Source organism: Bradyrhizobium sp. CER78, assembly GCF_029846235.1.
In the GTDB taxonomy this organism is placed as follows: Bacteria; Pseudomonadota; Alphaproteobacteria; order Rhizobiales; family Xanthobacteraceae; genus Bradyrhizobium.
Genome location: NZ_JARVWP010000012.1, coordinates 135242 through 158243 on the forward strand (window position 1 = coordinate 135242; position 23002 = coordinate 158243).

A 23002-nucleotide genomic window follows, 5' to 3' on the forward strand; every position below is an offset into this window, starting at 1 on the left:
CGAAGCCGCCGCATGCGGCCATGCGCGGTGGTAGCGGCGTGTTGCACTGCCCACCAGCACGCGCTGCCCGAGCATCCGTCTGCTCCGCCCCGTGCGATGATGTGCTACAATGCCTGTCCGAGACCGCGGAGGACACCATGACAGCCTTCGAAGTTTTCGCGATCTACGTGACGCCCTTTGTGATCATCGGGATCGCAATCAAGCTGCTGATGAAGCGTTACGCCGTCGATCTGCCCGACGTGCAGAAGCAGGCGGGCTCCGCACCGAAGCGGCGATTCTTGCTCGGCGCCTGGCGGTCGGATTAGGGCATGAAGTCGAGCGCTTGAGGCCCCGCTCCGATTTACAAGGTCCCAGCCACGGCGTAGCGCTGCATCCTTGAACCTGTTTTTGGATCGCCCCTGAGGAGGAAGTGACAGCGTGCCTGGCCCGGAAAGCCTTCCAATCGACCAGATCTACGTTCCCTTGAAGAAGAGGAAGACCCTCAAGCTTGAGGTCGTTCAAGAGATAGCGGCCAGCATTCTGGAAATTGGACAACAAGTCCCGATTCTCGTTCGGCCAGATGAGAGCCGGCTCGTCTTGCTCGAGGGATTGCATCGGCTCGAGGCCTGCAAAGCGCTGGGCGAGACCACGATCATCGGAGTGCTGGGTTCGGCAGAGACTGCTCACCACAAGGCGCTGCTATCCGACACTGCTGAAACCGAGGCAGAGCGGGACAAGATGGCGCGATTGAAGAAGCTGCGCCTCGAAAAGGAAGCTGCGGATCGATCGACCGCATCCGCGGCTGCAACGATGAAAGCTGAATCGATCGAGCTCCGGTCAACGCGCTCCGGCAACAACATCCGACGAGAGCTCTCCCGCGATCCAGCACCGAAAACGAAAACGTTGTCGGAATGGCTCACGCAGCAAAAGCGCGATGGTGGCCGCTATTGATGGCCGGCCCGGCTGCCGAAGCAGGAGGAGCGAAACCAATCCCCTCATCATCCCCGTGACGGTCTCCGCATCAGAAAGGCGCAATCGCAGCCGACGTGACCGGACCAGGAGCAACCCTCACATCCTCGTAGGTGGAGCGGATGACTTTGAGAGCAGACTCGTCAGACGAGGTGACATCATAGAACCTCATCACACCTGTCATCGCCCGGCTTGACCGGGCGGTCCAGTACGCCGCGGCCCATCGGTTCAATAACGACTGCCTCTGGAATACTGGATCGCCCGCTTTCGCTTTCGCGGGTGATGACACCGCGTGTTTGACATCTTGAATCGGGAACCATCGACATCGTCGTCCTGGCGAAAGCCGGGCCCATTACCCCATATCTCAATTGTTGCGCGACGCTGGGGCCGCGACCCCTCATCACCAAATGCGGTGGCTATGGGTCCCTGCTTTCGCAGGGACGACGCGTGGAGGGAATCTTATCCCCACCTACACCTGTCATCGCCCGGCTTGACCGGGCGATCCAGTACGCCGCGGCCCATCGGTTCAATAACGACTGCCTCTGGAATACTGGATCACCCGCTCTCGCGTGTGATGACGCCGCGTGTTTGACATTTTGAATCGGGAACCATCGACATCGTCGTCCTGGCGAAAGCCGGACCCATTACCCCATATCTCAATTGTTGCGCGACGCTGGGGCCGCGATCCCTCATCACCAAACGCGGTGGTTGGGTCCTGGCTTTCGCCAGGACGACAGTGGAGATCGGGGAGAAACATCCCCGCACCAATTCATGCGAACACGACATTTTGTCATGGGACACGCGGTTGCATTTTTTGCGCTGCATCATATGATGCATATAATCTAATCAGATTCCCGCATGGAACGGAGTTCCGCCATGACATCCAGCGCCGATCCCGTCGTCATCCTCTCCGCCGCCCGCACCCCGCTCGGCCGCTTCATGGGCGAGCTGACGCCGCTCGCGGCCCACAAGCTCGGCTCGCACGTGATCGGCGCGGCGCTGGAGCGCGCAAAACTCGCGCCCGAGCGGATCGACGAGGTGTTCATGGGTAACGTGCTGCCCGCCGGCCAGGGCCAGGCCCCTGCCCGCCAGGCCGCGCGCGGCGCCAAGCTGCCGGACGCCACTGGCGCCACCACCGTCAACAAGGTCTGCGGCTCCGGCATGAAGGCGACCATGCTGGCCCACGACATCATCAAGGCGGGCTCGGCCGAGATCGTGCTGTCCGGCGGCATGGAGAGCATGAGCAACGCGCCGTATCTGTTGCAGAAGGCACGCGGCGGCTATCGCGCCGGCCACGACCGCATCATCGACCACATGATGATGGACGGACTCGAGGACGCCTACGAGACCGGCCGCTCGATGGGCGATTTCGGCGAGGCCACCGCGGAGGCCTATCAGTTCACCCGCGCGGACCAGGACGCGTTCGCGATGGAGACGCTGAGCCGCGCCCGCAAGGCGGTCGAGGGCGGCGCCTTCAAGGGCGAGATCGCGCCGATCACGCTCACGGAGAAGGCCGGTCCCCGCATCATCGCCAATGACGAGCACCCGCTGAAGGTCGATCCGGCCAAGATCCCCGGCCTGAAGCCGGCATTTCGCGCCAATGGCACCATCACGCCGGCCGCCTCCTCGGCCAACGCCGACGGCGCCGCGGCGCTGATCCTGGCGCGGCGGTCGCTCGCCGATCGCGACGGGCTCCCTGTGCTGGCCGAGATCAAGGGCCACGCCACCCACAGCCAGGAGCCGCAGTGGTTCACCACGGCGCCGATCCCGGCGATCAGGAAACTGCTCGACAAGGTCGGCTGGAGCGTCGGCGATGTCGACCTGTTCGAGATCAACGAGGCGTTTGCCGTCGTCGCGATGGCGGCGCAGCGCGACCTCGGCATCCCCAGAGATCGGCTCAACATCAACGGCGGGGCGTGCGCGCTCGGCCACCCGATCGGCGCCACCGGCGCGCGTCTGATCGTGACGCTGCTGCACGCGCTGGAGGCGCAGAACCTGAAGCGCGGCGTCGCCGCGCTGTGCATCGGCGGCGGCGAGGCCACCGCGATCGCGGTCGAGCGGGTGACGCACTGACCAGCGCCGTCGTCATTGCGAGGAACGATAGCGACGAAGCAATCCATACATCCACGCGTGCGGATCGATGGATTGCTTCGCTTCGCTCGCAATGACGCGGAGAGATGGTGACCCCTCCGGATCGTCCGTCAAGACGCGACGGCACCGTCCGCGCTTGAGTCCGAAAACGAGGGAACAATGTCATTTTAGACATAGCTCCCTCGTGTCATATTGCGCATCACCAACAGACCCCTCATTGCATTTGATCTGGAACCCAATGATCTCGAACTGGCTTGCCTCCGCCCTCGCCCGCCGCAACATCCACTATGGCTGGGTGATGGTCGCCGTGACCTTCCTGGCCGCGCTGATCTCGGCCGGCACCGTCGGCGCGCCCGGCGTCTTCATCGTGCCGCTGCAGAAGGAGTTCGGCTGGTCCAACGCCGAGATATCCTCGGCGCTGTCGATCCGCTTCATCCTGTTCGGGCTGATGGCGCCATTCGCCGCCGCGCTGATGAACCGCTACGGCCTGCGCAACGTGACGCTGGCGGCGCAGCTGATCGTGGTGTCCGGCCTTGTCGCGTCGCTCGCGATGACGCAAGTCTGGCAGCTCATCCTGCTGTGGGGCGTCGTGATCGGGATCGGCACCGGCATGACGGCGCTGGTGCTCGGCGCGACCATTGCCACGCGCTGGTTCATGGCGCGGCGCGGCCTCGTGATCGGCATGCTCACCGCAAGCGTCGCGACTGGGCAGCTCGCCTTCCTGCCGCTGCTCGCGACTATCACGGAGCGCTATGGCTGGCGCGTCGCGCTCGGCTTCGTCTGCGTCATGCTCGGCATCGCCGCCTTTGCGGTGCTGATGCTGATGCGCGACCGGCCGAGCGATGTCGGCCTGCGCCCGTTCGGCGATGCGGGCACCGCGCCGCTCCCCGCACCGCCGCCGGCCAACGCGCCGATCATGGCGGCCGCGCTCGGCACGCTGCGCGACTCCTCGAAATCGTCGGTGTTCTGGATTCTGTTCGCGACGTTCTTCGTGTGCGGCGCCTCGACCAACGGCCTGGTCCAGGTCCATCTGATCCCGATGTGTCTCGATTTCGGCATCCCGCAGGTGCAGGCCGCGAGCCTGCTCGCTGCGATGGGCATCTTCGACTTCTTCGGCACCATCATCTCGGGCTGGCTGTCGGACCGTTTCGACAACCGCTATCTCTTGTTCTGGTACTACGGCCTGCGCGGCCTGTCGCTGCTGTATTTGCCCTACTCCGATTTCACGTTCTACGGCCTGTCGCTGTTTGCGATGTTCTACGGGCTGGACTGGATCGCGACCGTGCCGCCGACGGTGCGGCTCACCGCGCAGCGGTTCGGCGCCGAGCGCGCCAATTTGGTGTTCGGCTGGATCTTCGCCGGCCACCAGCTCGGCGCCGGCGCCGCCGCGTTCGGCGCCGGCGTATCGCGCACGGTTTATTCCAGCTATCTGCCGGCGTTCTTCATCGCCGGCGCGCTCTGCGTCTGCGCGGCGGTGATCACGCTCGCGATCGCGCGGCCGAAGCCGGTGGTAGAGCCGAAGCCGGCGGCGGCCTGAGACCGCTGCCCGCCTTGGTCCGTGTCGGCGACAGCTCTACTCTGCCGCGAGGCCGGTCGGCGCTGCCGCCTCGGCGGCTTCCTTGTTGTAGTCGTGCACGAGGCGGCCGAACGGCAGCGTCAGGTCGGCGATGTAGTGATGCGCGCCGACCACGCGCTTGACCGGGAAGTCGGCGACCGGTGCGTTGACGTGCGGCACGAGATGCAGCCGGCCCGGCCCGATCCAAGATCCCTTGACGACGATGTCGGTCAGGTTGATCGCGACCAGCTGACAGACCTCGAGATGGCCGTCGACGCCCGGGATCATCTTCAGATTGACTTGCGTCTTCGACAGCGTGGCGCGGGTGACATCGCCATTGCCGGCCATGCTCTCGTGCTTGTAGCCCATCGTACCCATTGCGACGAGCTGGCCGGCATATTCCAGCGTGCCCGTCAGCGTGTCCTTGACGATCTCGAGCTTGGGATGAGCGTATTTCTTCGGGAAGCCCCAGATCTCGCGGCCAGCCGCGATCGGCGGATCATCGTCGAGATACATCTGGCAGACAAAGTTGACCTCTTCGCCGTGCAGGCGCGCGGGGATCACGAGGCCAGACTCGGTGTAGCTGCCGAAGCCGGAGCTGTCGGGCATCTTGATCCATTCGTAATGCACGATCGCCTGCTCGATCGGCTCCAGCGGCTCAGGCAGGCCGGCGCGGATCAATTCCGGATCGGTCTCATAGGTGATGACGAGAAATTCGCGATCGATGAAGCGGTAGGGACCGGCGGGATAGCTCGGACCGGCGGCCGGCATGGACGGAAGCTTGAGCAGATCTTCCCTGCGCATCGCAATAACCCCCTGTTGGCAAAATTTGTGCGGAGGCTATCGGCCGAGATTGACAGCGATATGAGGCATTTCCGTCAGCGGCATGACCCCGGGGCGCGCTTGCGCGACCTCAGGCACGCTTGCGTGACGCCGGGCACAGCTTGCGTGACCCGCATTTGCCTGGTGAGGCCAATGCTAACCATGCAGGCAGGCATGGCGGATGCGCCGTGCGCCGGCGCCGCGCATGTCATCACGGCGTCATCGGCGCCCTGAATTCTCGCCGCGATTTTTTTTGGAGTGTCTGATATGGACGCGCGTACCCCTCATGTCGACGATATCGAGCACGCAACGCCCGGCTGGCGTCCCGATGGATGCGATCGCGTGGCGCTGGTGCTGCAGGGCGGCGGCGCGCTCGGCGCCTATCAGGCCGGCGTCTACCAGGCGCTGCATGAGTGCAACATCGAGCCCGACTGGGTCTGCGGCGTCTCGATCGGCGCGATCAACTCGGCGATCATCGCCGGCAATCCGCCCGACAAGCGGCTGGAGCGGCTGCACACCTTCTGGGATCGCATCACCAGCCGCAAGATCTGGCACTACACGCCTGACGGCGACATCTTCCGCAAGGCGCGCAATTTCACCAGCTCGTGGCTGACGACGACGCTGGGGCAGCCTGGCTTCTTCACCCCGCACCAGGCCAATCCGTGGTTCAGCCCGGCCGGCGCGCGCACCGCCACCAGCTATTACGACACGACGCCGTTGCGTGAATCGCTGCTCGAACTGGTCGATTTCGACCGCATCAATTCCAAGAAGATGCGCTTTGCGGTCGGCGCGGTGAACGTGCTGTCTGGCAACTTCATCTATTTCGACAACGCCCATGACGAGATCATCCCCGAGCACATCATGGCGAGCGGCGCGCTGCCGATGGTGAAGGTCGGCACCGATCATTTTTGGGACGGCGGCATCGTCTCCAACACGCCGCTGCAGCATCTGCTCGACCAGGAAGACAACATGAATTCGCTGGTGTTCCAGGTCGATTTGTTCTCGGCGCGCGGCGCGCTGCCGCGCGACATCCAGGACGTGATGGCCCGCCACAAGGACATCATGTATTCGTCGCGCACCCGCTACAACACCGACGTCTACCGCAAGACCTACAATCTGCGCACCGCCCTGCACAACGCGCTAGGAAAGATTCCGGACGATCATCTATCGGAAGACGAGCGCCAGCTCAAGAAGGCCAACAGCCGGCTGCCCGGCATCACGCTGCTGCAGCTGATCTATCAGCAGAAGGCCTATGAGGGCGACGCCAAGGACCACGAATTCTCCGGCACCTCGATGCGCGAGCATTGGGCGAGCGGACACGAGGACACCAAGCGTTCGCTGAAGCGCCGCGATTGGATCAAGATGCCCGAGAACGGCATGGGCATCGTGATCCACGATGTGCATCGCGAGGCGGAGTAGGACGCAATCGCCCCTTCGCCGTCATTGCGAGGAGCGAAGCGACGAAGCAATCCACGCGTCCACGCGCATGCGGATAGATGGATTGCTTCGCTGAGCCTGTCATCCGGCGGCGCTCCGCGCCGACCGGGTGGCTCGCAATGACGATGATTGATCCTACGGCCGCGTCGACATGTTGCTCGGCGGCCCGGCCTTGCGGATCGGCTCGGCGAGGCGCGCGAACTCGCACAGCAGCGAGCGCGTCTTGCGCGGATCGATCACCTCCTCGACCCAGAACTTCTCCGCCGAGCGGAACGGCGAGCGCAGCTTGTTGAGGCGATCTTCGATCTCGCGCAGCTTGGCGGCGGGATCTTCGGCCGCATCGATCTCGGCGCGATAAGCGGCTTCGATGCCGCCTTCGAGCGGCAGCGAGCCCCAATAGGCCGACGGCCAGGCATAGCGCATCGAGAAGCGGTTAGCCGGCTGATGCACCACACCGGCGACGCCGAAGGCATTGCGGATGATGATGGTGCACCAGGGCACCGTGCTCTGGTTCACCGCGGCCATCGCCCGCACGCCGTGGCGGATGGTCGCCGACTTCTCCGCCTCGAGCCCGATCATGAAGCCGGGGCAATCCATCAGATAGACCACCGGCAGATGGAAGGTCTCGGCGAAGTCGACCCAGCGCACAACCTTCTGACAGGCGTCCGAAGTCCACGAACCGCCATAGTGGAACGGATCGCTGGCGAGCAGCAGTACCGCCCTGCCCTCGATCCGCGCCAGGCCTGTGATGATCGGGCGGCCGAAATTGGCGGCGACCTCGAAGAACGAGCCCTTGTCGACGACCGCTTCGATGATCGGCCGCATCTTGTAGACCTGCCGGCGGTTACGCGGCACGGCCTTCATGAGCGATTCCTCGGCGCGCTCCGGGTCGTCGGTGCAGGGAATGGTCGGCGGCAAATCGTAGACCGACGACGGCAGGTAGGACAGGAAGCGCCGCGCGTAATCGAACGCCTCCTCTTCCGTCTCGACCGCCTGGTCGATCGCGCCGGCGCGGGTCTGGATGTCGGCGCCGCCGAGCTCCTGCTTGGTCAGATCCTGGCCCAGGCGCTTCACCACCGGCGGACCGGCAACGAACATCGCGGAGTTCTTGGTCATGACCGAGTAATGCGTGGCCGCGAGGCGCGCGGCGCCAAGGCCTGCGACCGAGCCGAGCCCGAGGCCGACTACCGGCACGCGCGCCAGATTGGCGGTCGTGTACCAGTACCAGCGCGTGCCGCCGACGCCGCCGGGCAGATTGGCCGCGCCGCGGGTCTCGATGGTCTTCACCGAGCCGCCACCGCCCGAGCCCTCGATCACGCGGACGATCGGCAGGCGGAAGTCGTGCGCCATCTCCTCCGCCATCAACGGCTTGGCCGAAATCGATGCATCCGCCGAGCCGCCGCGCACGGTGAAATCGTCGCCGACCACGACCACGGTGCGGCCGTCAACCCTGGCCCGGCCGAACACGCAGTTCGCCGGCGTCAGATTCTTGAGTTCGTTGCTCTCGTCGTATTCTGCGATGCCGGAGATGGCCCCGACCTCGTGAAAACTATTCTGGTCGACGAGCTTGTCGATGCGCTCACGAACCGTGAGCCGGCCCTGGTCGCGTTGCCGCTTGACCTTGTCAACGCCTCCCATCTCCCGCGCGAACGCTTCGCGCCGGGCGAGGTCGTCGAGTTCCGGCTTCCAGTTCATTCATTGCCTCCGTCTTGATGATTTTGTTGTTGTTATGGGCGGTCACCGGAAGCGACTTGCGTTCGATCCGATTGTTGAAGATGTCGCCATCGGCGCCTTCGAGCAGGCTGCCGAGTGCGGCGGCGAGGTCGACCATTTGCGGCGCGACCTCGCGATGCAGGCGCGCCTCGTCATACATCGCCGAGAGCAGGCCGATCGTGGTGACCACATAGGTCTGATATTGCGGCGACCACAGCGGCACCGCGACGCCGTTGATGTGCGGGCTCCACAGGCCGCAGGCGACGACATAGCCGTGCTCCTGCAGATGCCGGCGGTTGGCCGCGATGCGCGGCGTCAGCATCTTGGCACCCTCGGGCAGCTCGCCTTCCATCTCAGCGATCAGCGCATCACCGATCGCAGGATCGAGCGCTGCGGTGTAGGCGTGGCCGGCGGCGGTGGTCGCCATCGAGATGCGGCTGCCGGTCGCTTCATGCAGGCCGAGCGCATTCGCCGCGCGCGCGAACTCTAGATAGACCAGATGAAAGCGGTCGGGGATGACGAAGCCCACGGTGCCGGGCAACTGATCGGCGACATCCTGCAAACGCAGCCGGATCAGGTTGCGAAGCTGCAGCCCCTTCATCATCGTTGTGCTCATCGCGACCGCGCTCGGACCGATGCGATATTTCTGATCGCGCGGCAGATAGACGAGCTGTCCCATCCGCGTCAGCGTGTGCGTCAAGCGCGACACCGTCGAACGCGGCAGGCCGCAGCGGTTCGAGATCTCGAGATTGCCGAGGCGCGCTTCATGTCCCTCGAAGCACCGCAATACGTCAAACGCGCGCGACACCACCTGGATCACATCGCCATCGCCAGTCTCGCTGGCGAGCATTCCCTGCCTGCTAAGCCGTTCCGAGCGCCGTCCCATCTTGTTTGGCTCCATTCCGTCTTGCGGAATAAAATTCCACTTGCAGATGAAGCTACCTCAGGCAATCTGCCGCGACAACAAAAAGCCGTTCGCCGGATGAAATTTCCGCTAGACGGTATCGGAGAGTGGAATGCCAGAGATCAAGGTTGTGACCGAAGTTGCCGGGCGCGTTTGCGCGCTTCCTGTTGAAGCCGGCAACAGTATCGGCGATGGCGACGAGATTGCGTTCGTCGAAGCGATGAAGATGGAGATACCGGTCACATCGACGGCAGCAGGCAAAATCAAGTCGATTCTGGTGAGGATTGACGACGTCATCGCCGAAGGCCAGGCGATCGCGATCGTCGAGACCTGACGGCGGGCGTGCCGCCGCCTCGCGCGGATCAAATTCCCAGATGCCGCATCCTGGGTGGTGGTTGCCTTGCAGCCAACGCAACGGCGCACGCTGTTTCGCTTTCGAAACATTCCTCATCAAAAAGTTTCGTATGACGAAACAAATGCCGAGCAACCGCTCGTTTTGTGAACATCTGTTCGAAAGTCGACATCCTCTCGCGCCGGCCGCCTCACGGCTGACGTCGAGGCGCGCTCGGTTGCGCGCGCCCTGATTGCGTTGCACAACAGGAGGCGATGAAACGATCGCCTCCTCCCGTCACTGCCTCTACCGTCAACTGGGCCCGCTCGCAGCCGCCGCTGCTGCGGTTTCTGCACACTTGTTATGCAGACTTCCTCCCGGAGGAAGCCGGCGCGGTTGCCGACTACATCCCGGAGCTCGGCAAGGCCGATCCCGCCCATTTTGGCATCAGCCTGGCGACCCTCGACGGCCATGTCTATGAGGTCGGCGACACCAGGGTGCCCTTCACCATCCAGTCGATGTCGAAGCCGTTCGTGTTCGCGCTCGCGCTGGACACGCTGGGCGCCGAGCGGGTGGAAAGCGTGATCGGCGTCGAACCATCAGGCGACCCCTTCAACTCGATCCGGCTCAATGCCGACAACCATCCGTTCAATGCGATGGTGAACGCCGGCGCGATCGCCTGCTCGGGCCTGCTCCATGCCGACAAGGGCGACGGCGCGTTCGATTATATCCGTCACGCGCTCGGCCGTTTCGCCGGCCGCGAGCTCGAGGTCGACGAGGCGGTCTACGCCTCCGAGAGCGCCACCGGCGACCGCAACCGGGCGATCGGCTACCTGCTGCGCACCAACAGCGTGATCACCGAGAACGTGCCGGCGGTGCTCGACGTCTATTTCCGGCAATGCGCCATCCTCGTCACCGCGCGCGACACCGCCGTGATGGCGGCGACGCTCGCCAACCGCGGCATCAACCCGCTGACCGGCGAGCAGGTGGTGACGCCCTACGCGATCGCGCGCACACTGTCGGTGATGACCTCGTCGGGCATGTACGACTTCGCCGGCGAATGGATCTACCGCGTCGGCATTCCGGCCAAGAGCGGCGTCGGCGGCGGTATCCTGGCGGCGCTGCCGGCGCGGCTCGGGCTCGGCAGCTACTCGCCGAAGCTCGACAAGCACGGCAACAGCGTGCGCGGCATCAAGGTCTGCGAGACGCTGTCGGCGCATTACGATTTGCATATGCTGAACCGCAGCGACGACGCCCGCCACAGCATCATTGCCGACTACAATATCGGCAAGAACCCGTCGCGCCGGGTGCGGCGGCCGCAGGAACAGGAGATCCTGGCCAAGCACTTCCAGGAGGTGCGCGTGATCGAACTGGTCGGCACGCTGTCGCTCTCCAATGTCGACTACGTCTCGCGCCGCCTCGCCGGCAGCCCGCGACCGGAGTTCGTGATCTTCGACCTGCGCCGCGTCACCGCGACCACGCGCGCGGGTGCCCGGCTGGTCGCGGAGGCTTTCCAGGAACTGGCGGAGCTCGGCGTCACCGTGATCCTCTCCGGCATCAAGCGCACCTCGCGCGAATGGACCACGATCAGCGAGTGGACCAACCGGCTCGGCAACATCAGGGATTTCTACCTGCTCGACACCGCAATCGAATGGGCCGAGGACCAGATCGTCTACCGATACGGCGGCTCGATCGACTTCTTCGAGACGACAGAGCTTTCCGAGCAGCCGCTGCTGGCCGGATTGAACGAGGCTGAGATCGCCGACCTCGCGTCGCTCTGCGCGGTCCGGACCTACCAGCCGAACCAGAAGATCATCACCGCGGGCACCGATGCGGCCTCGCTGTTCTTCCTGCGCAGCGGCGTGGTCCACGTCACCCTGCCCGACGGCATCCGGCTCGCGACCCTGACCGCCGGCATGGCGTTCGGCGAGATGGCGCTGCTGGAACCGACGCGCTCGGCCGACGTGGTCGCCGACATGTCGGCGACCGCCTATGAAATGACGATCAAGGATTTCGAGCGCTTCCGCGAACAGCATCCGCGCGCCGGCGAGCGGATCATGCGCAACCTCGCGCAGATTCTCGCCGAGCGGCTGATCGTGGCGAACGCGAAGGTGGATCTGCTAACGTCGGGGTAGCTCTTTCTTCTCCCTCGCCCCGCTCCTGCGCGGAGAGGGTTGGGGTGAGGGGCTGCATCCGCAAAATAGCTTCGAGTTGACTCGCGGAGGCTCCCCCTCACCCGGACCGCATTCCGCTTCGCTGCATGCGCTCCGACCTCTCCCCGCAAGCGGGGCGAGGCGAAGGAACCTGCGCCCGTGGTTAGAGCTCAGCTCACCACTTCCGTCACCGGCTGCATGTCGATCTCGAATGTCTCGAGAAACTTCGACGTCATGATGTAGAAGCCGACCGAGAGCTGCAGCTCGATCAGCGCGGCCGGCGTCAACAGCGCCGCGATCGCCTTGAAGGTCGCATCGGTCGGCTTCTTCAGCTTGACGATCTCGTCGGTGAAGGCGAGCGCGGCGCGCTGCACCTCGTTGAAGCAGCTCGCGGACTGCCAGTTCTCGAGCGCTGCGTTCTGCTCGTCGGTGACGCCGACATTCTTGCCGATGCGCTTGTGCGCGACGATCTCGTAAGGCGCCTCGCAGAGAATGCCGGTGCGGGTGATCGCAAGCTCGCGCACGATCGGATCGAGCTCACCCTTGTGCCGAATCGCGCCGCCGAGCCGGCAGTACTGTTCAAAGTAGCTCGGCGAATGCGCCATCATGCGGAAGATATTGGCGTTGCGGTTCTTATCGAGGATCTCGCGGGTGCGCGGGCTCGCCTTCGCGGAATCGGAGTAGTCGATACGGGCCATTTCCTAACCTTGATCTTGCTATCGTTTCTGTCGGGTTCGAAACAGTAACTGCCGGCCGTCGCAGGAGCAACACGCGCGAGTCAAATTGCCGCCGCATTCCCAGACAACCCTGCCAAAGTCGATATTCGCTGAGTGGGGACTCGTCAAAAGCGAATGCTCGACGCGGGGTGTTCCGAGTACAAAAATCTGGCCGTCTTGCGCGCTCTCGGCGCAACGATGAGTCACGCCCAAGTCTAGGGGAAACGCATGAAGGAAGCCACCAAGAGGGCGGCCTCGGAAGCGCTTGCGCAAATGCTGGCGGTGACGGCGATGCTCGTCATCGCCAGCTTTGTATTTTATTGGCGATAGTATCCGCAACTAGAGGGGCAAGAATGATCTGGATCAGCCTGGTTTCGCGTTCTGACCGGATCGTTCAGCCCCTCATTTCGCCTTTGCGAAATACGGCACCAGCCGTCCCGCAAATTGCGTGAAGCGTGCCAAGACCTTGTCGCCGATGGCGAGGTCGTTGTCGCCATGGGCCATCATGCGAAAGCCCTCGTCGGCATCGACCAGCACGATGTTGTAGGGCACATGCGCCCGCGTCTCCGGCGTTGCGGCGCGGCAGACCAGTGACGTCGCATAGACCGTCCCCGCCCCGCTCGCACGATGCTCGGCCAGATCAGGCGAGCCGCAAGCCGCGCAAAAACTGCGGCGGAAATATTGCCGCGCGCCGCAGGCGCTGCAGGTCTGATAGACGATGGCTTCCGCACCCTTGGTCCAGTCAGCGATCGGTCCACTCATCGCACGCGCTCCAGGAACATGCTGACGTGCGACGACAGCACGCCGCCGTCGCCGTGCAGCAGCGCGACCGAAGCGTCGCGCACCTGGCGGTTTTCGGCGCGGCCGGTCATCTGCAGATGGGTCTCGACCAGATGCGCCATCGCGCCGCCGACGCCGCAATGACCGTAGCTGAGCAGGCCGCCATGGGTGTTGAGCGGCATCTCGCCATCCCTATTGAAATAGCCGGCACGCACCCGCGCCGCCGCCTCGCCGCGCCCGGCAAGGCCGAGATCTTCCAGCAGCATCGCCAGCGTGATCGTGAAGCTGTCGTAGACTGCGGCGTAACGCACGTCCGAGATCGCGATGCCCGACGCCTGCTTCGCTTTCGCGATCGAAATCTCCGCACCGAGCTCGCTGAGCGCAGGCGCCGCCGTGACGTGCTGATGGGTGTGCGCCTGGGCGCAGCCGCGGATGCGGACCCGCCTGTCTCCGGTCGGCTCGCGGCTGATCACGCAGGCCGCGCCGCCGTCGGACACCGGGCAGCAATCGAGCAGTTTGAGCGGCATCGCCACCGGCTTCGAAGCCATCACATCGGCAACCGTGATCGGCTCGTGGAACTGCGCGCCGGGATGCGTCAGCGCGTGCTTGCGCATCAGCACCGCGAACTCGGCGAGATCCTCTTGCGTCAGGCCGTATTCGTGCATGTAGCGGGTCGCGACCAGGCCGTAATAGGCCGGGATCGTCGGCCCCAGCGTCACCTCGTAGTCGGGATGCCCGACCTGGGCCAGCGCCTGGATCGAGGCGTCGCGGCTCTGCCCGGTCAGCCGGTTCTCGCCGCCGACCACCAGCACGTGCTTCGCCACGCCGGCATCGACCAGATGATGCGCCAGCATGGTCATCGCGAGGCCTGTGGCGCCGCCGACCTGCACGGCGTGAGCGTAGGATGGGCTGATGCCGAAATGCTCGGCGAACACGGTGGCCAGCATGATGTGCGGCGAGACCGTCGAGTAGCCGCACAGGATGCCGTCGATGTCGGAGCGCTTCAGCCCGGCGTCTGCGATCGCAAGCTCGGCGGCCTTGCTCATCAGGTCGAGCGAGGACAGGCCTTCATGCTTGCCGTAGGACGTGAGGCCGACGCCGGTGACGAAGCTCATTTCAGCTCACCTCTCTCAGAGCGTCATTCCGGGGCGATGCGAAGCATCGAACCCGGAATCTCGAGATTCCGGGTCTGGTCCTTCGGACCATCCCGGAATGACGGCCTACAATGACTTGCATCATCTCAATACGACTTCGGAAGGCCGAGCACCTTCTCGCCGATGAAGCTGAGAATGAGCTGCGGGCTGATCGGCGCGATGCGCGGGATCAGCGACTCCCGCAGATAACGCTCGACGTGGTACTCCTTGGCGTAACCGAAGCCGCCATGGGTCATCACCGCCTGCTCGCAGGCATGGAAGCCGGCTTCCGCGGCGAGATATTTCGCCGAGTTCGCCGCGGGGCCGCATGGCAGGTTCTGGTCGTATTGCCAGCCGGCGCGCAGCACCATCAGCCAGGCCGCCTCCAGCTCCATCCAGCACTTCGCCAGCGGATGCTGGATCGCCTGGTTCATGCCGATCGGACGGTTGAACACGATGCGGCCCTTGGCATATTCCGACGCCCGCTTCAGCGCGATCTGGCCGAGGCCGACCGCCTCCGCCGCGATCAGAATGCGTTCGGGGTTCATGCCGTGAAGGATGTATTCGAAGCCGCGGCCTTCCTCGCCGATCCGGTCCTCGACCGGGATCTCGAAATTCTCGAAGAACAGCTCGTTGGAGTCGACCGGCTTGCGGCCCATCTTCTCGATCTCGTGCACGGTGACGCGCTTGCGGTCGAAATCGGTGTAGAACAGGCTGAGGCCGTGGGTCGGACTGCGCACCCCCTCTAGCGGCGTGGTGCGCGCGAGCAGCAGGATCTTGTTGGCGACCTGCGCGGTCGAGATCCACACCTTCTGACCGTTGACGATGTATTTGTCGCCCTGGCGCACCGCGCGGGTCTTGAGCTGCGTGGTGTTGAGGCCGGTGTTGGGCTCGGTGACCGCAAAGCAGGACTTGTCGCGGCCGTCGATGATCGGCGGCAGCATGCGCTGGCACTGCTCCTTGGTGCCGAACACCACGACCGGATTGAGCCCGAACACGTTCATGTGCACGGCGGAGGCGCCTGACATGCCGGCGCCGGATTCGGAGATCGTGCGCATCATGATCGCGGCATCGGTGATGCCGAGGCCGGAGCCGCCATATTCCTCGGGAATGCAGATGCCGAGCCAGCCGGCATCGGCCAGCGCGCGATGGAAGTCGGCCGGATAGCCACCCTCCTTGTCCTTCTTCAGCCAATAGGCCTCGTCAAAGCGCGAGCAGATTTTTGCCACCGCGTCGCGGATCGATTCCTGGTTGGCGGAGAGTGCGAAATCCATCTGTCGTCTCCTATGCCTTCAGCGCCTTGGCCGCGCCGTCACGCAGCATCGCCGCGATCTCCTCGGTCGAGAAACCCGCCTCGCGCAGGATCGCTTCACTGTGCTCGCCGAGCCGCGGCGCCAGCCGGTTCGGTTCCACCTTGGTCTCCGACCATCGCGCCGACGGCGTCATGCTACGGATGCGGCCCTCGGTCGGATGTTCGACGACGGGGAAGACGCCGGTCGCGACCATATGTGGGTCCTCGAGCAGGCTCTCGAGATCGTGCATCGGCATCACGGGCACGTCCGCCTTCTCGAGGATCTCGTTCCATTCAGCCGTCGTCTTGGTCTGCAGGATGCGCGCGAGTTCGGCGTAGACGACATCGATGTTGGTGGCACGACCGGCGAAGGTCGCGAACTTCGGATCGCTGCGCAGATCGTCGCGCCGGGTCGCGTTGAAGAAATTCTCCCACTGCTTGTCGTTGTAGACGATCACGCAGATATAGCCGTCGAGCGTCTTGTAGGGCCGCCGGTCCGGCGAGAGATGGCGGGCATAGCCGCCCTTGTCGAGCGGCGGGTCGTAGGTCAGCCCGCCCATGTGGTCGCCCATGACGAACCCGGCCATGGTTTCGAACATCGGGATGTCGACGCGCTGGCCCTGCCCGGTGCGGTCGCGATGCACGAGGCTCGCGCAGATCGCGCCGACCGCGGTGAGGCCCACGATGCGATCGACCAGCGCGTTCGGCACGTAGCGCGGCACGCCATCCGAGGTCTGCGCCATCAGCGCCGGCAGCGCGGTCGCGCCCTGGATCAGATCGTCATAGGCGGGCTTCGCGGCATACGGCCCGTCCTGGCCGAAGCCGAACACGCCGGCATAGATCAACCGCGGATTGACCTTGGCGACGACGTCGTAGCCGAGCTGCAGCCGCGCCATCGCCTGCGGGCGCACGTTGTAGACCAGCACATCGGCCTTCGCGATCAGCCGCAGCACCGCCTCGCGCCCCGCCGGCTTCTTCAAGTCGAGGCAGACCGAACGCTTGCTGCGGTTGGTATTGAGGAACACCGGGCCCATGCCGGGATGCCGGGTCGGACCGATCTGCCGCGTCACGTCGCCATCGGGCGACTCCACCTTGATGACGTCGGCGCCGTAATCGCCAAGCATCTGCGTGGCGTAGGGTCCCATCAGCACGGTCGTCATGTCGACGACCTTGATACCCTGCAATGGTCCCATCGTGCTGCTCGCTCCCCGGCTGTTCTGGATTGAAGCCTAGTAACGGGAGGTCTTTGCCGAGATCAAGCTGCGCCGGGCGTATGGGCGTATGCGCGGCGACGGCCGGATCGTTTCCGCGCGGCGGAACGCAGGGCGGGCGAAGCGTGCCTACCGCCGGCCCGATGCCGGTTACTGCCCGGTCATCACCTCGCGCGCCTTCAGGAGCTTTTCCAGTTCCGCATTCTGCTGCTCGAGGCGTTCGGCGATGCGCTCCTCGACTTCGGCGCCCGCAGCGCCCGCGGCCTGCTCGATCAGCTGCCTGATATTGTCCCGGAGGATCGCGATGCGATCGTTCACTTCCGACAGCGACAGCGACGTCTCGATTCCCATGGTCCGTTCTCCCGGTGACTGGGCGCAGACAGCTTAGCGCGACGGGAGGCCTTGGCCTATCCCCTAACCGCTTCAGTCACCCCAATCCCGACTGTGCATGGGGTTGTTTTCGATGTTTTCGATTCAACCCGGCCTCATCGCGCTTTAGCCCTTGGCCATCATCTGCCGCAGCGCGGTCTTCAGCACCTTGCCGTAGTTGTTCTTCGGCAGGGCATCGAGATAGACGTAGCGCTTCGGCCGCTTGAAGCGGGCGATCGAGGCAAGGCAATGCGCGTCGAGCCTGCCGTCGTCGGCGGTGGCGCCATCCTCCAGCACGACGCAGGCGACGACGATCTCGCCCCATTCCGGATCCGGCACGCCGATTGCCGAGACCTCACGGACGTCGGGATGCGTCAGCAGCGCTTCCTCGACCTCGCGCGGATAGATGTTGGTGCCGCCGGAGATGATGACGTCCTTGGAGCGGTCCGACAGTGTCAGGAAGCCGTCGGCATCGAGCCGGCCGACATCGCCGGTGCGCAGCCAGCCGTCCTTCAATGTCTCCGCATTGGCCTTGGGGTTGTTCCAGTAGCCGAGCATCACGGTTAAGCCCTTGACCTCGATCTCGCCGGTCTCGCCTGCGGGCAGCGGCTTGCCGTCCTTGCCGGTGATGCGGACAGTGACGACGCTCTGCGCGGTGCCGACCGAGGCCAGCCGTTCGAGATAGCGCGGACGATCGCTCTGGGCGTGCCAGCCGCGCGACAGTGCCGTGATCGTCATCGGCGACTCGCCCTGGCCGTAGATCTGCACGAAGCGCTGGCCCATCGTCGCGATCGCGTCCAGGATGTCGGCCGTGTACATCGGCCCGCCGCCATAGATGACGGTGCGCAGCCCCTCGCCGTTCTCGCCGCGCTTTTTGGCTGCGTCGACCAGGCGGCGCACCATCGTCGGTGCCGCGAACATCACGACATTGTCGAGCTGGCGGCCGAGGTTGAGCACCTCGTCGGGATCGAAGCCGCCGGACTCGGGAACGACGTGGCGGCCGCCCATCCGGACATGCGGGAAATTGTAGAGCCCTGCGCCATGCGAGATCGGCGCGGCATAGAGCGAGGCATCGTGCGGCGTCGCCGGATCGACATCGGCGAGATAGCACAGCGACATCGCAATAAGATTGCCGTGGCTGAGCATCACGCCCTTGGGACGGCCTGTCGTGCCCGACGTGTAGAACAGCCAGGCGAGATCGTTGCTTTCGCGCGGCAGCGGCGCGGGCGGCCCCTCGCCGCCTCGCATCGTCTTGTAGGCGTCGCTGTCGACCGACAGCATGGTCATGCCCGCGGGACAATCGTCGCTGGCTTCCGTCAGCGCGCCGACCGTGTCATCGGATACGAAAGCGAGTTTGGCACCGCCATTGCCGCAGATCCACGCCGCCTCGCGACCGTGCAGTTTTGCATTGATCGGGATCGCCGCGGCGCCGATCCACCAGATGCCGTAGAGGCATTCGAGATACTGCGTGCAGTTCGACGCAAACAGCGCGATGCGGTCGCCGGCAGCAATGCCGTGGTCGCGCGCCAGCGCCGCCCCGATCGAGGCGGCGCGGCGGGCGAAGGTCGCGTAGTCGGCGTCGAGATCAAAGCCGGTCAGCAGCGCCGGCGCATCGGGTCGCGCCCGCGCCGTCGCCGCCAGCCATTCGGCAATGTTCAAGCTACTTCGCCGGCTCGAGGATCGAGACGTAATTGGCGACCGCGGCGCCGCCCATGTTGAAGATGCCGCCGATCTGCGGGTTCTTGAGCTGCATGCCTTCGGGCGCCTGGCCCGTGAGCTGCATCGCGCTCATCACATGCATGGAGACGCCAGTGGCGCCGATCGGATGGCCCTTGGCCTTGAGGCCGCCGGAGGGATTGACCGGCAGCTTGCCGTCCTTCTGTGTCCACCCCTCCATGATCGCGCGCGCGCCCTGGCCCTTCGGCGTCAGGCCCATCGCTTCATATTCGATCAGCTCGGCGACCGTGAAGCAGTCGTGGGTCTCGACGAAGGAGAGATCGGAGAGTTTGAGGCCGGCCTTGTCCAGCGCGCGCTGCCAGGCGGTGGTGCAGCCTTCGAACTGCAGGATGTCGCGCTTGGACATCGGCAGGAAATCCTGCGCATGGGCGGTGGCGCGGATGTTCACCGCCTTGCCCATGGACTTGGCGGTCTCGGCATCGGTCAGCACCAGCGCGGCGGCGCCGTCCGAGACCAGCGAGCAATCGGTGCGCTTCAGGGGACCGGCGACGAACGGGTTCTTCTCGCTCTCGGCGCGGCAGAACTCGAAGCCGAAATCCTTGCGCATCTGCGCATAGGGGTTGGCGACGCCGTTCTTGTGGTTCTTGGCGGCGATCATCGCCAGTGCATCCGACTGGTCGCCGTACTTCTGGAAATAGGCCTGCGCGATCTTGCCGAACACGCCGGCGAAGCCGCCGACCGTGTCGCCGTCCTCGGGCAGGTACGATGCCTTCAAGAGGTTCTTGCCGATCTCCGGGCCCGGAGTCTTGGTCATCTGCTCGACGCCGACCACCAACACGATCTTGGCGGCGCCCGCCTCGATGGCGCGGATGCCCTGGTGCACGGCGGCCGACCCGGTGGCGCAGGCGTTCTCGACCCGCGTGGTCGGCTTGAAGCGCAGCGCCGGATTGGCCTGCAGCACCAGCGAGGCCGTGAAGTCCTGCGGCGAGAAGCCGGCGTTGAAATGGCCGAGCATGATCTCATCGACATCGGACGCGGCAATGCCGGCATCGGCGAGCGCCTCATTGGCGACCTTGACCACGAGACCCTCGACGGTCTCCGCGTCGAACTTTCCGAATGGCGTATGCGCCCAACCCACGATGCTGGCTGCTGTCATGGCCGTATCTCCCTGTTCCTGTTCGGGAGTTATGTAGCGTATCTTCAGCCAGCTTTCAGCGTTTTCATCGCCTTGGCGCACATGGCGGTTATGCCGGCCCAGTTGCCGGCGCGGATATCGGCCGCCGGGCACAGCCAGGAGCCGCCGACCGCCAGCACATTGGGCTCGGCGAGCCAGATCGCCGCATTGGCCTCACCGATGCCGCCGGTCGGACAGACCCTGACGTTCGGGAACGGGCCGGCCAAAGCGCGCAGTGCCTTGATACCGCCGGCCTGCTCGGCGGGGAAGAATTTGACGACGTCGAAGCCGTGCGCCAGTGCCTGCATCAGCTCGGAGGCGGTCGCGATCCCCGGTGCGAAAGGCAGCCGGCCGGCGGCGACCGCCTTCAGCAGCTCGGGCGTCGCACCCGGGCTGATGCCGAATTTGGCGCCGAGCGCCTCGGCGCGCGCCAGATCGTCGGCATTGAGGATCGTGCCGATCCCGACCACGGCGTCCGGCACCTCGGCGATGATGGCCTTGGCCGCATCGACCGCAACCGGCGTACGCAGCGTCACCTCGAGGGTTCGCACGCCGCCCGCGACCAGCGCCTTGGCGAGCGGTACGGCGTCGGCAAGCCGCTCGATGGTCAGCACCGGAATGACGGTGGCCTGACGGATCAGCTCGGCGATCTGGTCCTGCTTTGATGTCGTTGTCATTGCGAGGCCTTGCGGGATGGTGGGGGACGAGGCGTCTTCTTCGGCGGCATGGCGTAGCGTGGAATGATCGCACCGGGATAGCACACGACGACGCCGGCCAGACGGTGGCCGGCGCGCGCAGCCTCCGTGGGCTCGGCGCCGCCGAGCCGTGCGGCAAGATAGGCCGCTGCGAAACTGTCGCCGGCCGCCGTGGTATCGACCACCGGCTTGATCAGCGGCTCCGCCCTCACCTCGTTCGTCCCCGCGGGGGAACGCACGATGCAGGCGGGCTCGGCGAGCTTGAGCACGACCTCGGGGCTCGATATGCCGGCGAGCAGCGCCGTGTTGCTCTCGCCGGGATAGAGCGGCGCCAGATCTTCGGTCGAAGCGAGCACGATATCGGCGGTCTCGAACGCGCTGCTGAACACCTGCCGCGCGACGGTCAGGTCCGGCCAGCCGCGGGCGCGGAAATTGGTGTCGAACGCGAAGCGCGTGCCCAGGAGCCGCGCCCGCTTCAGCGCCGCCATCAGCCGCTCCCGTCCGTCCTCGCGCAGGATCGAGAGCGTGATCGCCGAGAGATAGACGAGATCGTACGTCGCGAGCGAGTTCAGCAAATCTTCCGTATCGGGCAGGTCCATCAGCTCGCGGGCGGCGGCGCTGTCGCGCCAGTGGAAGAACCGCCGCTCGCCCTTATCATCGGTCTGGATCAGATAGAGCCCGGGCAGCTTGCCCGCCAATCGCGCGACATGCTTGGTCCCGATGCCTTCCGCCGCCCAGCCGGCGATCATCTCATCGCTGAGGGCATCATCGCCAAGCGCCGTGATGTAATCGATGTGGACGCCGAGCCGCGACAGATAGACCGCGGTGTTGAGCGTGTCGCCGCCATAGGAACGCGAATACAGTCCGCCGGGCTGGCCGCCCGGCGCCTGGCGCAGCTCGATCATGCATTCGCCGATGCTGGCAACCCTGGTCATCCCAAGACCCGTGCGCCTGAGCGGAGCTAGACGGCGAACTTGCCGCCCAGCTCGTCCTCGATATGGATGCGGATGATGTCGTCGAACGTCTTCTCGGCGGTGGTGAAGCCGAGTTTCAGCGCGCGGTCGGTGGCGAAATCACGCGGCCAGCCCGAGACGATGCTGATGATGGTCGGATCGGGCACCCGCTTGATCCGCGCGGTGACGTTCTTGCCGGCGACGCGCTCCAGCGAGGCGATCTGCTCGCCGACGGTGACGGACATCCCGGGCATGCTGAGATTGCGCCGCGGCCCCATCGCGTTGAGATCCATCGTGCCGGCATGGACCAGGAAGCCGACCGCCGACTTCGGCGAAGCGTGCCAATGCCGGACATCCTCGGAGACCGGCAGGACAGCCTCCTCGCCCGCCAGCGGCTCGCGGATGATGTTGGAGAAGAAGCCGGACGCCGCCTTGTTCGGCTTGCCCGGGCGCACGCAGATCGTTGGGAGGCGGATGGAGATGCCGTCGAGCAGACCCTTGCGGGTGTAGTCGTTGATCAGGAGCTCGCAGATCGACTTCTGCGTGCCGTAGCTGGTCAGCGGCGTGTGGAAGAACTCGTCGCCGATCTTCTCGGGGAACGGAGCGCCGAACACCGCGATCGAGGACGTGAACACCAGCCGCGGCTTGTAGCCGCCGCCGACAGCGCGGATCGCGTCGATCAGATAGCGGGTGCCGTCGAGATTGATCCGGTAGCCCTTGTCGAACTCGGCCTCCGCCTCGCCCGAGACGATCGCGGCGAGATGGAAGATCACATCGGGGCGCTCGGCGATCAGCGGCGCGGCAGCGCCGGCGTCGGCGAAATCGGACGCGACGACACTCACCGGGATCGCGGCATTCGCGGGCTTCTGCGGCGCGACCACGTCCTGCAGGGTCATCCTGGTGATGTCCTGTTTGCCGAGGCGGCCCTCACGCAACAGACGTTCGGTCAGCTTGCGACCGACCATGCCGGCGGCGCCCAGAATCAGAATGTGCACGACCCTGCTCTCCTTTTCTTGTCTTGTTGGCTTTGTTGTTCGAATTCAGCTGCG

The 23002-nt window shown here is 65.0% G+C and carries 21 protein-coding genes; 7 read left to right on the forward strand and 14 right to left on the reverse strand.

What is annotated here, in order from left to right; all coding sequences use genetic code 11:
• Positions 1-137 precede the first annotated feature (137 nt).
• The 4 genes from QDT69_RS24890 (at position 138) to QDT69_RS24905 (ending at position 4576) form a co-directional block, all read left to right on the forward strand.
• Entirely contained in the window at positions 138-305 is a 168-nt protein-coding gene (locus tag QDT69_RS24890) for a hypothetical protein (protein WP_167350138.1), read from the forward strand.
• Between the two features lie 112 nt (positions 306-417).
• A complete protein-coding gene (locus tag QDT69_RS24895; protein WP_279709110.1) occupies positions 418-930 on the forward strand; it encodes a ParB N-terminal domain-containing protein in 513 nt (170 codons plus the stop codon).
• 894 nt (positions 931-1824) lie between these two features.
• Positions 1825-3021 (forward strand): acetyl-CoA C-acyltransferase, encoded by a 1197-nt coding sequence (locus QDT69_RS24900; RefSeq protein WP_279709111.1) that lies wholly within the window; start codon positions 1825-1827, stop codon positions 3019-3021.
• A gap of 256 nt (positions 3022-3277) precedes the next feature.
• Entirely contained in the window at positions 3278-4576 is a 1299-nt protein-coding gene (locus tag QDT69_RS24905) for an MFS transporter (RefSeq protein ID WP_279709112.1), read from the forward strand.
• Between the two features lie 36 nt (positions 4577-4612).
• Here the strand turns inward: QDT69_RS24905 and QDT69_RS24910 are convergent, their stop codons facing one another.
• Positions 4613-5398: an acetoacetate decarboxylase gene (locus QDT69_RS24910; protein ID WP_279709113.1), complete on the reverse strand. Its 786-nt coding sequence runs from the start codon at positions 5396-5398 to the stop codon at positions 4613-4615.
• Between the two features lie 285 nt (positions 5399-5683).
• On the opposite strand from QDT69_RS24910, the gene QDT69_RS24915 reads away from it, so the two are divergent.
• On the forward strand, positions 5684-6835 hold the full coding sequence (locus QDT69_RS24915; RefSeq protein WP_279709114.1) for a patatin-like phospholipase family protein: 1152 nt from the start codon (positions 5684-5686) through the stop codon (positions 6833-6835).
• Positions 6836-6988: 153 nt separating this feature from the next.
• Here QDT69_RS24915 and QDT69_RS24920 read toward each other — a convergent pair whose 3' ends face one another.
• Positions 6989-8548, reverse strand: a complete 1560-nt coding sequence (locus tag QDT69_RS24920; RefSeq protein WP_279709115.1) for a carboxyl transferase domain-containing protein — start codon at positions 8546-8548, stop codon at positions 6989-6991.
• Entirely contained in the window at positions 8478-9452 is a 975-nt protein-coding gene (locus tag QDT69_RS24925) for a helix-turn-helix domain-containing protein (RefSeq protein ID WP_050418843.1), read from the reverse strand. The genes QDT69_RS24920 and QDT69_RS24925 overlap by 71 nt, the downstream gene beginning before the upstream one ends.
• Positions 9453-9582: 130 nt before the next feature.
• Here QDT69_RS24925 and QDT69_RS24930 point away from each other — a divergent pair, with 130 nt between their 5' ends.
• Together QDT69_RS24930 and glsA are read left to right on the forward strand one after the other, a co-directional pair.
• Positions 9583-9804 carry an acetyl-CoA carboxylase biotin carboxyl carrier protein subunit gene (locus QDT69_RS24930; RefSeq protein WP_106325384.1) on the forward strand — a complete coding sequence of 74 codons (222 nt, stop codon included), beginning with the start codon at positions 9583-9585 and terminating at the stop codon, positions 9802-9804.
• Between the two features lie 272 nt (positions 9805-10076).
• A complete protein-coding gene (gene glsA, locus QDT69_RS24935; RefSeq protein ID WP_279709116.1) occupies positions 10077-11936 on the forward strand; it encodes a glutaminase A in 1860 nt (619 codons plus the stop codon).
• A 188-nt stretch (positions 11937-12124) separates the two neighbouring features.
• On the opposite strand, the gene QDT69_RS24940 is transcribed toward glsA, so the two are convergent.
• The 11 genes from QDT69_RS24940 to denD form a co-directional block, all read right to left on the reverse strand.
• On the reverse strand, positions 12125-12652 hold the full coding sequence (locus tag QDT69_RS24940; protein ID WP_279709117.1) for a carboxymuconolactone decarboxylase family protein: 528 nt from the start codon (positions 12650-12652) through the stop codon (positions 12125-12127).
• 420 nt (positions 12653-13072) lie between these two features.
• Positions 13073-13432 (reverse strand): OB-fold domain-containing protein, encoded by a 360-nt coding sequence (locus tag QDT69_RS24945; RefSeq protein ID WP_279709118.1) that lies wholly within the window; start codon positions 13430-13432, stop codon positions 13073-13075.
• Positions 13429-14565 carry a thiolase family protein gene (locus QDT69_RS24950; RefSeq protein ID WP_279709119.1) on the reverse strand — a complete coding sequence of 379 codons (1137 nt, stop codon included), beginning with the start codon at positions 14563-14565 and terminating at the stop codon, positions 13429-13431. The genes QDT69_RS24945 and QDT69_RS24950 overlap by 4 nt, the downstream gene beginning before the upstream one ends.
• Before the next feature lie 125 nt (positions 14566-14690).
• Positions 14691-15857, reverse strand: coding sequence for an acyl-CoA/acyl-ACP dehydrogenase (locus tag QDT69_RS24955; RefSeq protein ID WP_279709120.1), 1167 nt, complete (start codon positions 15855-15857; stop codon positions 14691-14693).
• A 10-nt stretch (positions 15858-15867) separates the two neighbouring features.
• A complete protein-coding gene (locus QDT69_RS24960) occupies positions 15868-17067 on the reverse strand; it encodes a CoA transferase (RefSeq protein WP_279709121.1) in 1200 nt (399 codons plus the stop codon).
• Between the two features lie 168 nt (positions 17068-17235).
• A complete protein-coding gene (locus QDT69_RS24965; RefSeq protein WP_028334995.1) occupies positions 17236-17436 on the reverse strand; it encodes a hypothetical protein in 201 nt (66 codons plus the stop codon).
• A 144-nt stretch (positions 17437-17580) separates the two neighbouring features.
• The gene (locus QDT69_RS24970) at positions 17581-19113 is read right to left on the reverse strand and encodes an AMP-binding protein (RefSeq protein WP_279709122.1); all 1533 of its coding nucleotides are present in this window, start codon (positions 19111-19113) and stop codon (positions 17581-17583) included.
• Position 19114: 1 nt separating this feature from the next.
• Positions 19115-20287 carry an acetyl-CoA acetyltransferase gene (locus QDT69_RS24975; RefSeq protein WP_279709123.1) on the reverse strand — a complete coding sequence of 391 codons (1173 nt, stop codon included), beginning with the start codon at positions 20285-20287 and terminating at the stop codon, positions 19115-19117.
• A gap of 44 nt (positions 20288-20331) precedes the next feature.
• Entirely contained in the window at positions 20332-20982 is a 651-nt protein-coding gene (eda, locus tag QDT69_RS24980; RefSeq protein WP_279709124.1) for a bifunctional 4-hydroxy-2-oxoglutarate aldolase/2-dehydro-3-deoxy-phosphogluconate aldolase, read from the reverse strand.
• Positions 20979-21935, reverse strand: coding sequence for a sugar kinase (locus tag QDT69_RS24985; RefSeq protein WP_279709125.1), 957 nt, complete (start codon positions 21933-21935; stop codon positions 20979-20981). The genes eda and QDT69_RS24985 overlap by 4 nt, the downstream gene beginning before the upstream one ends.
• Before the next feature lie 26 nt (positions 21936-21961).
• Positions 21962-22948 carry a D-erythronate dehydrogenase gene (denD, locus tag QDT69_RS24990; RefSeq protein ID WP_279709126.1) on the reverse strand — a complete coding sequence of 329 codons (987 nt, stop codon included), beginning with the start codon at positions 22946-22948 and terminating at the stop codon, positions 21962-21964.
• Positions 22949-23002 lie beyond the last annotated feature (54 nt).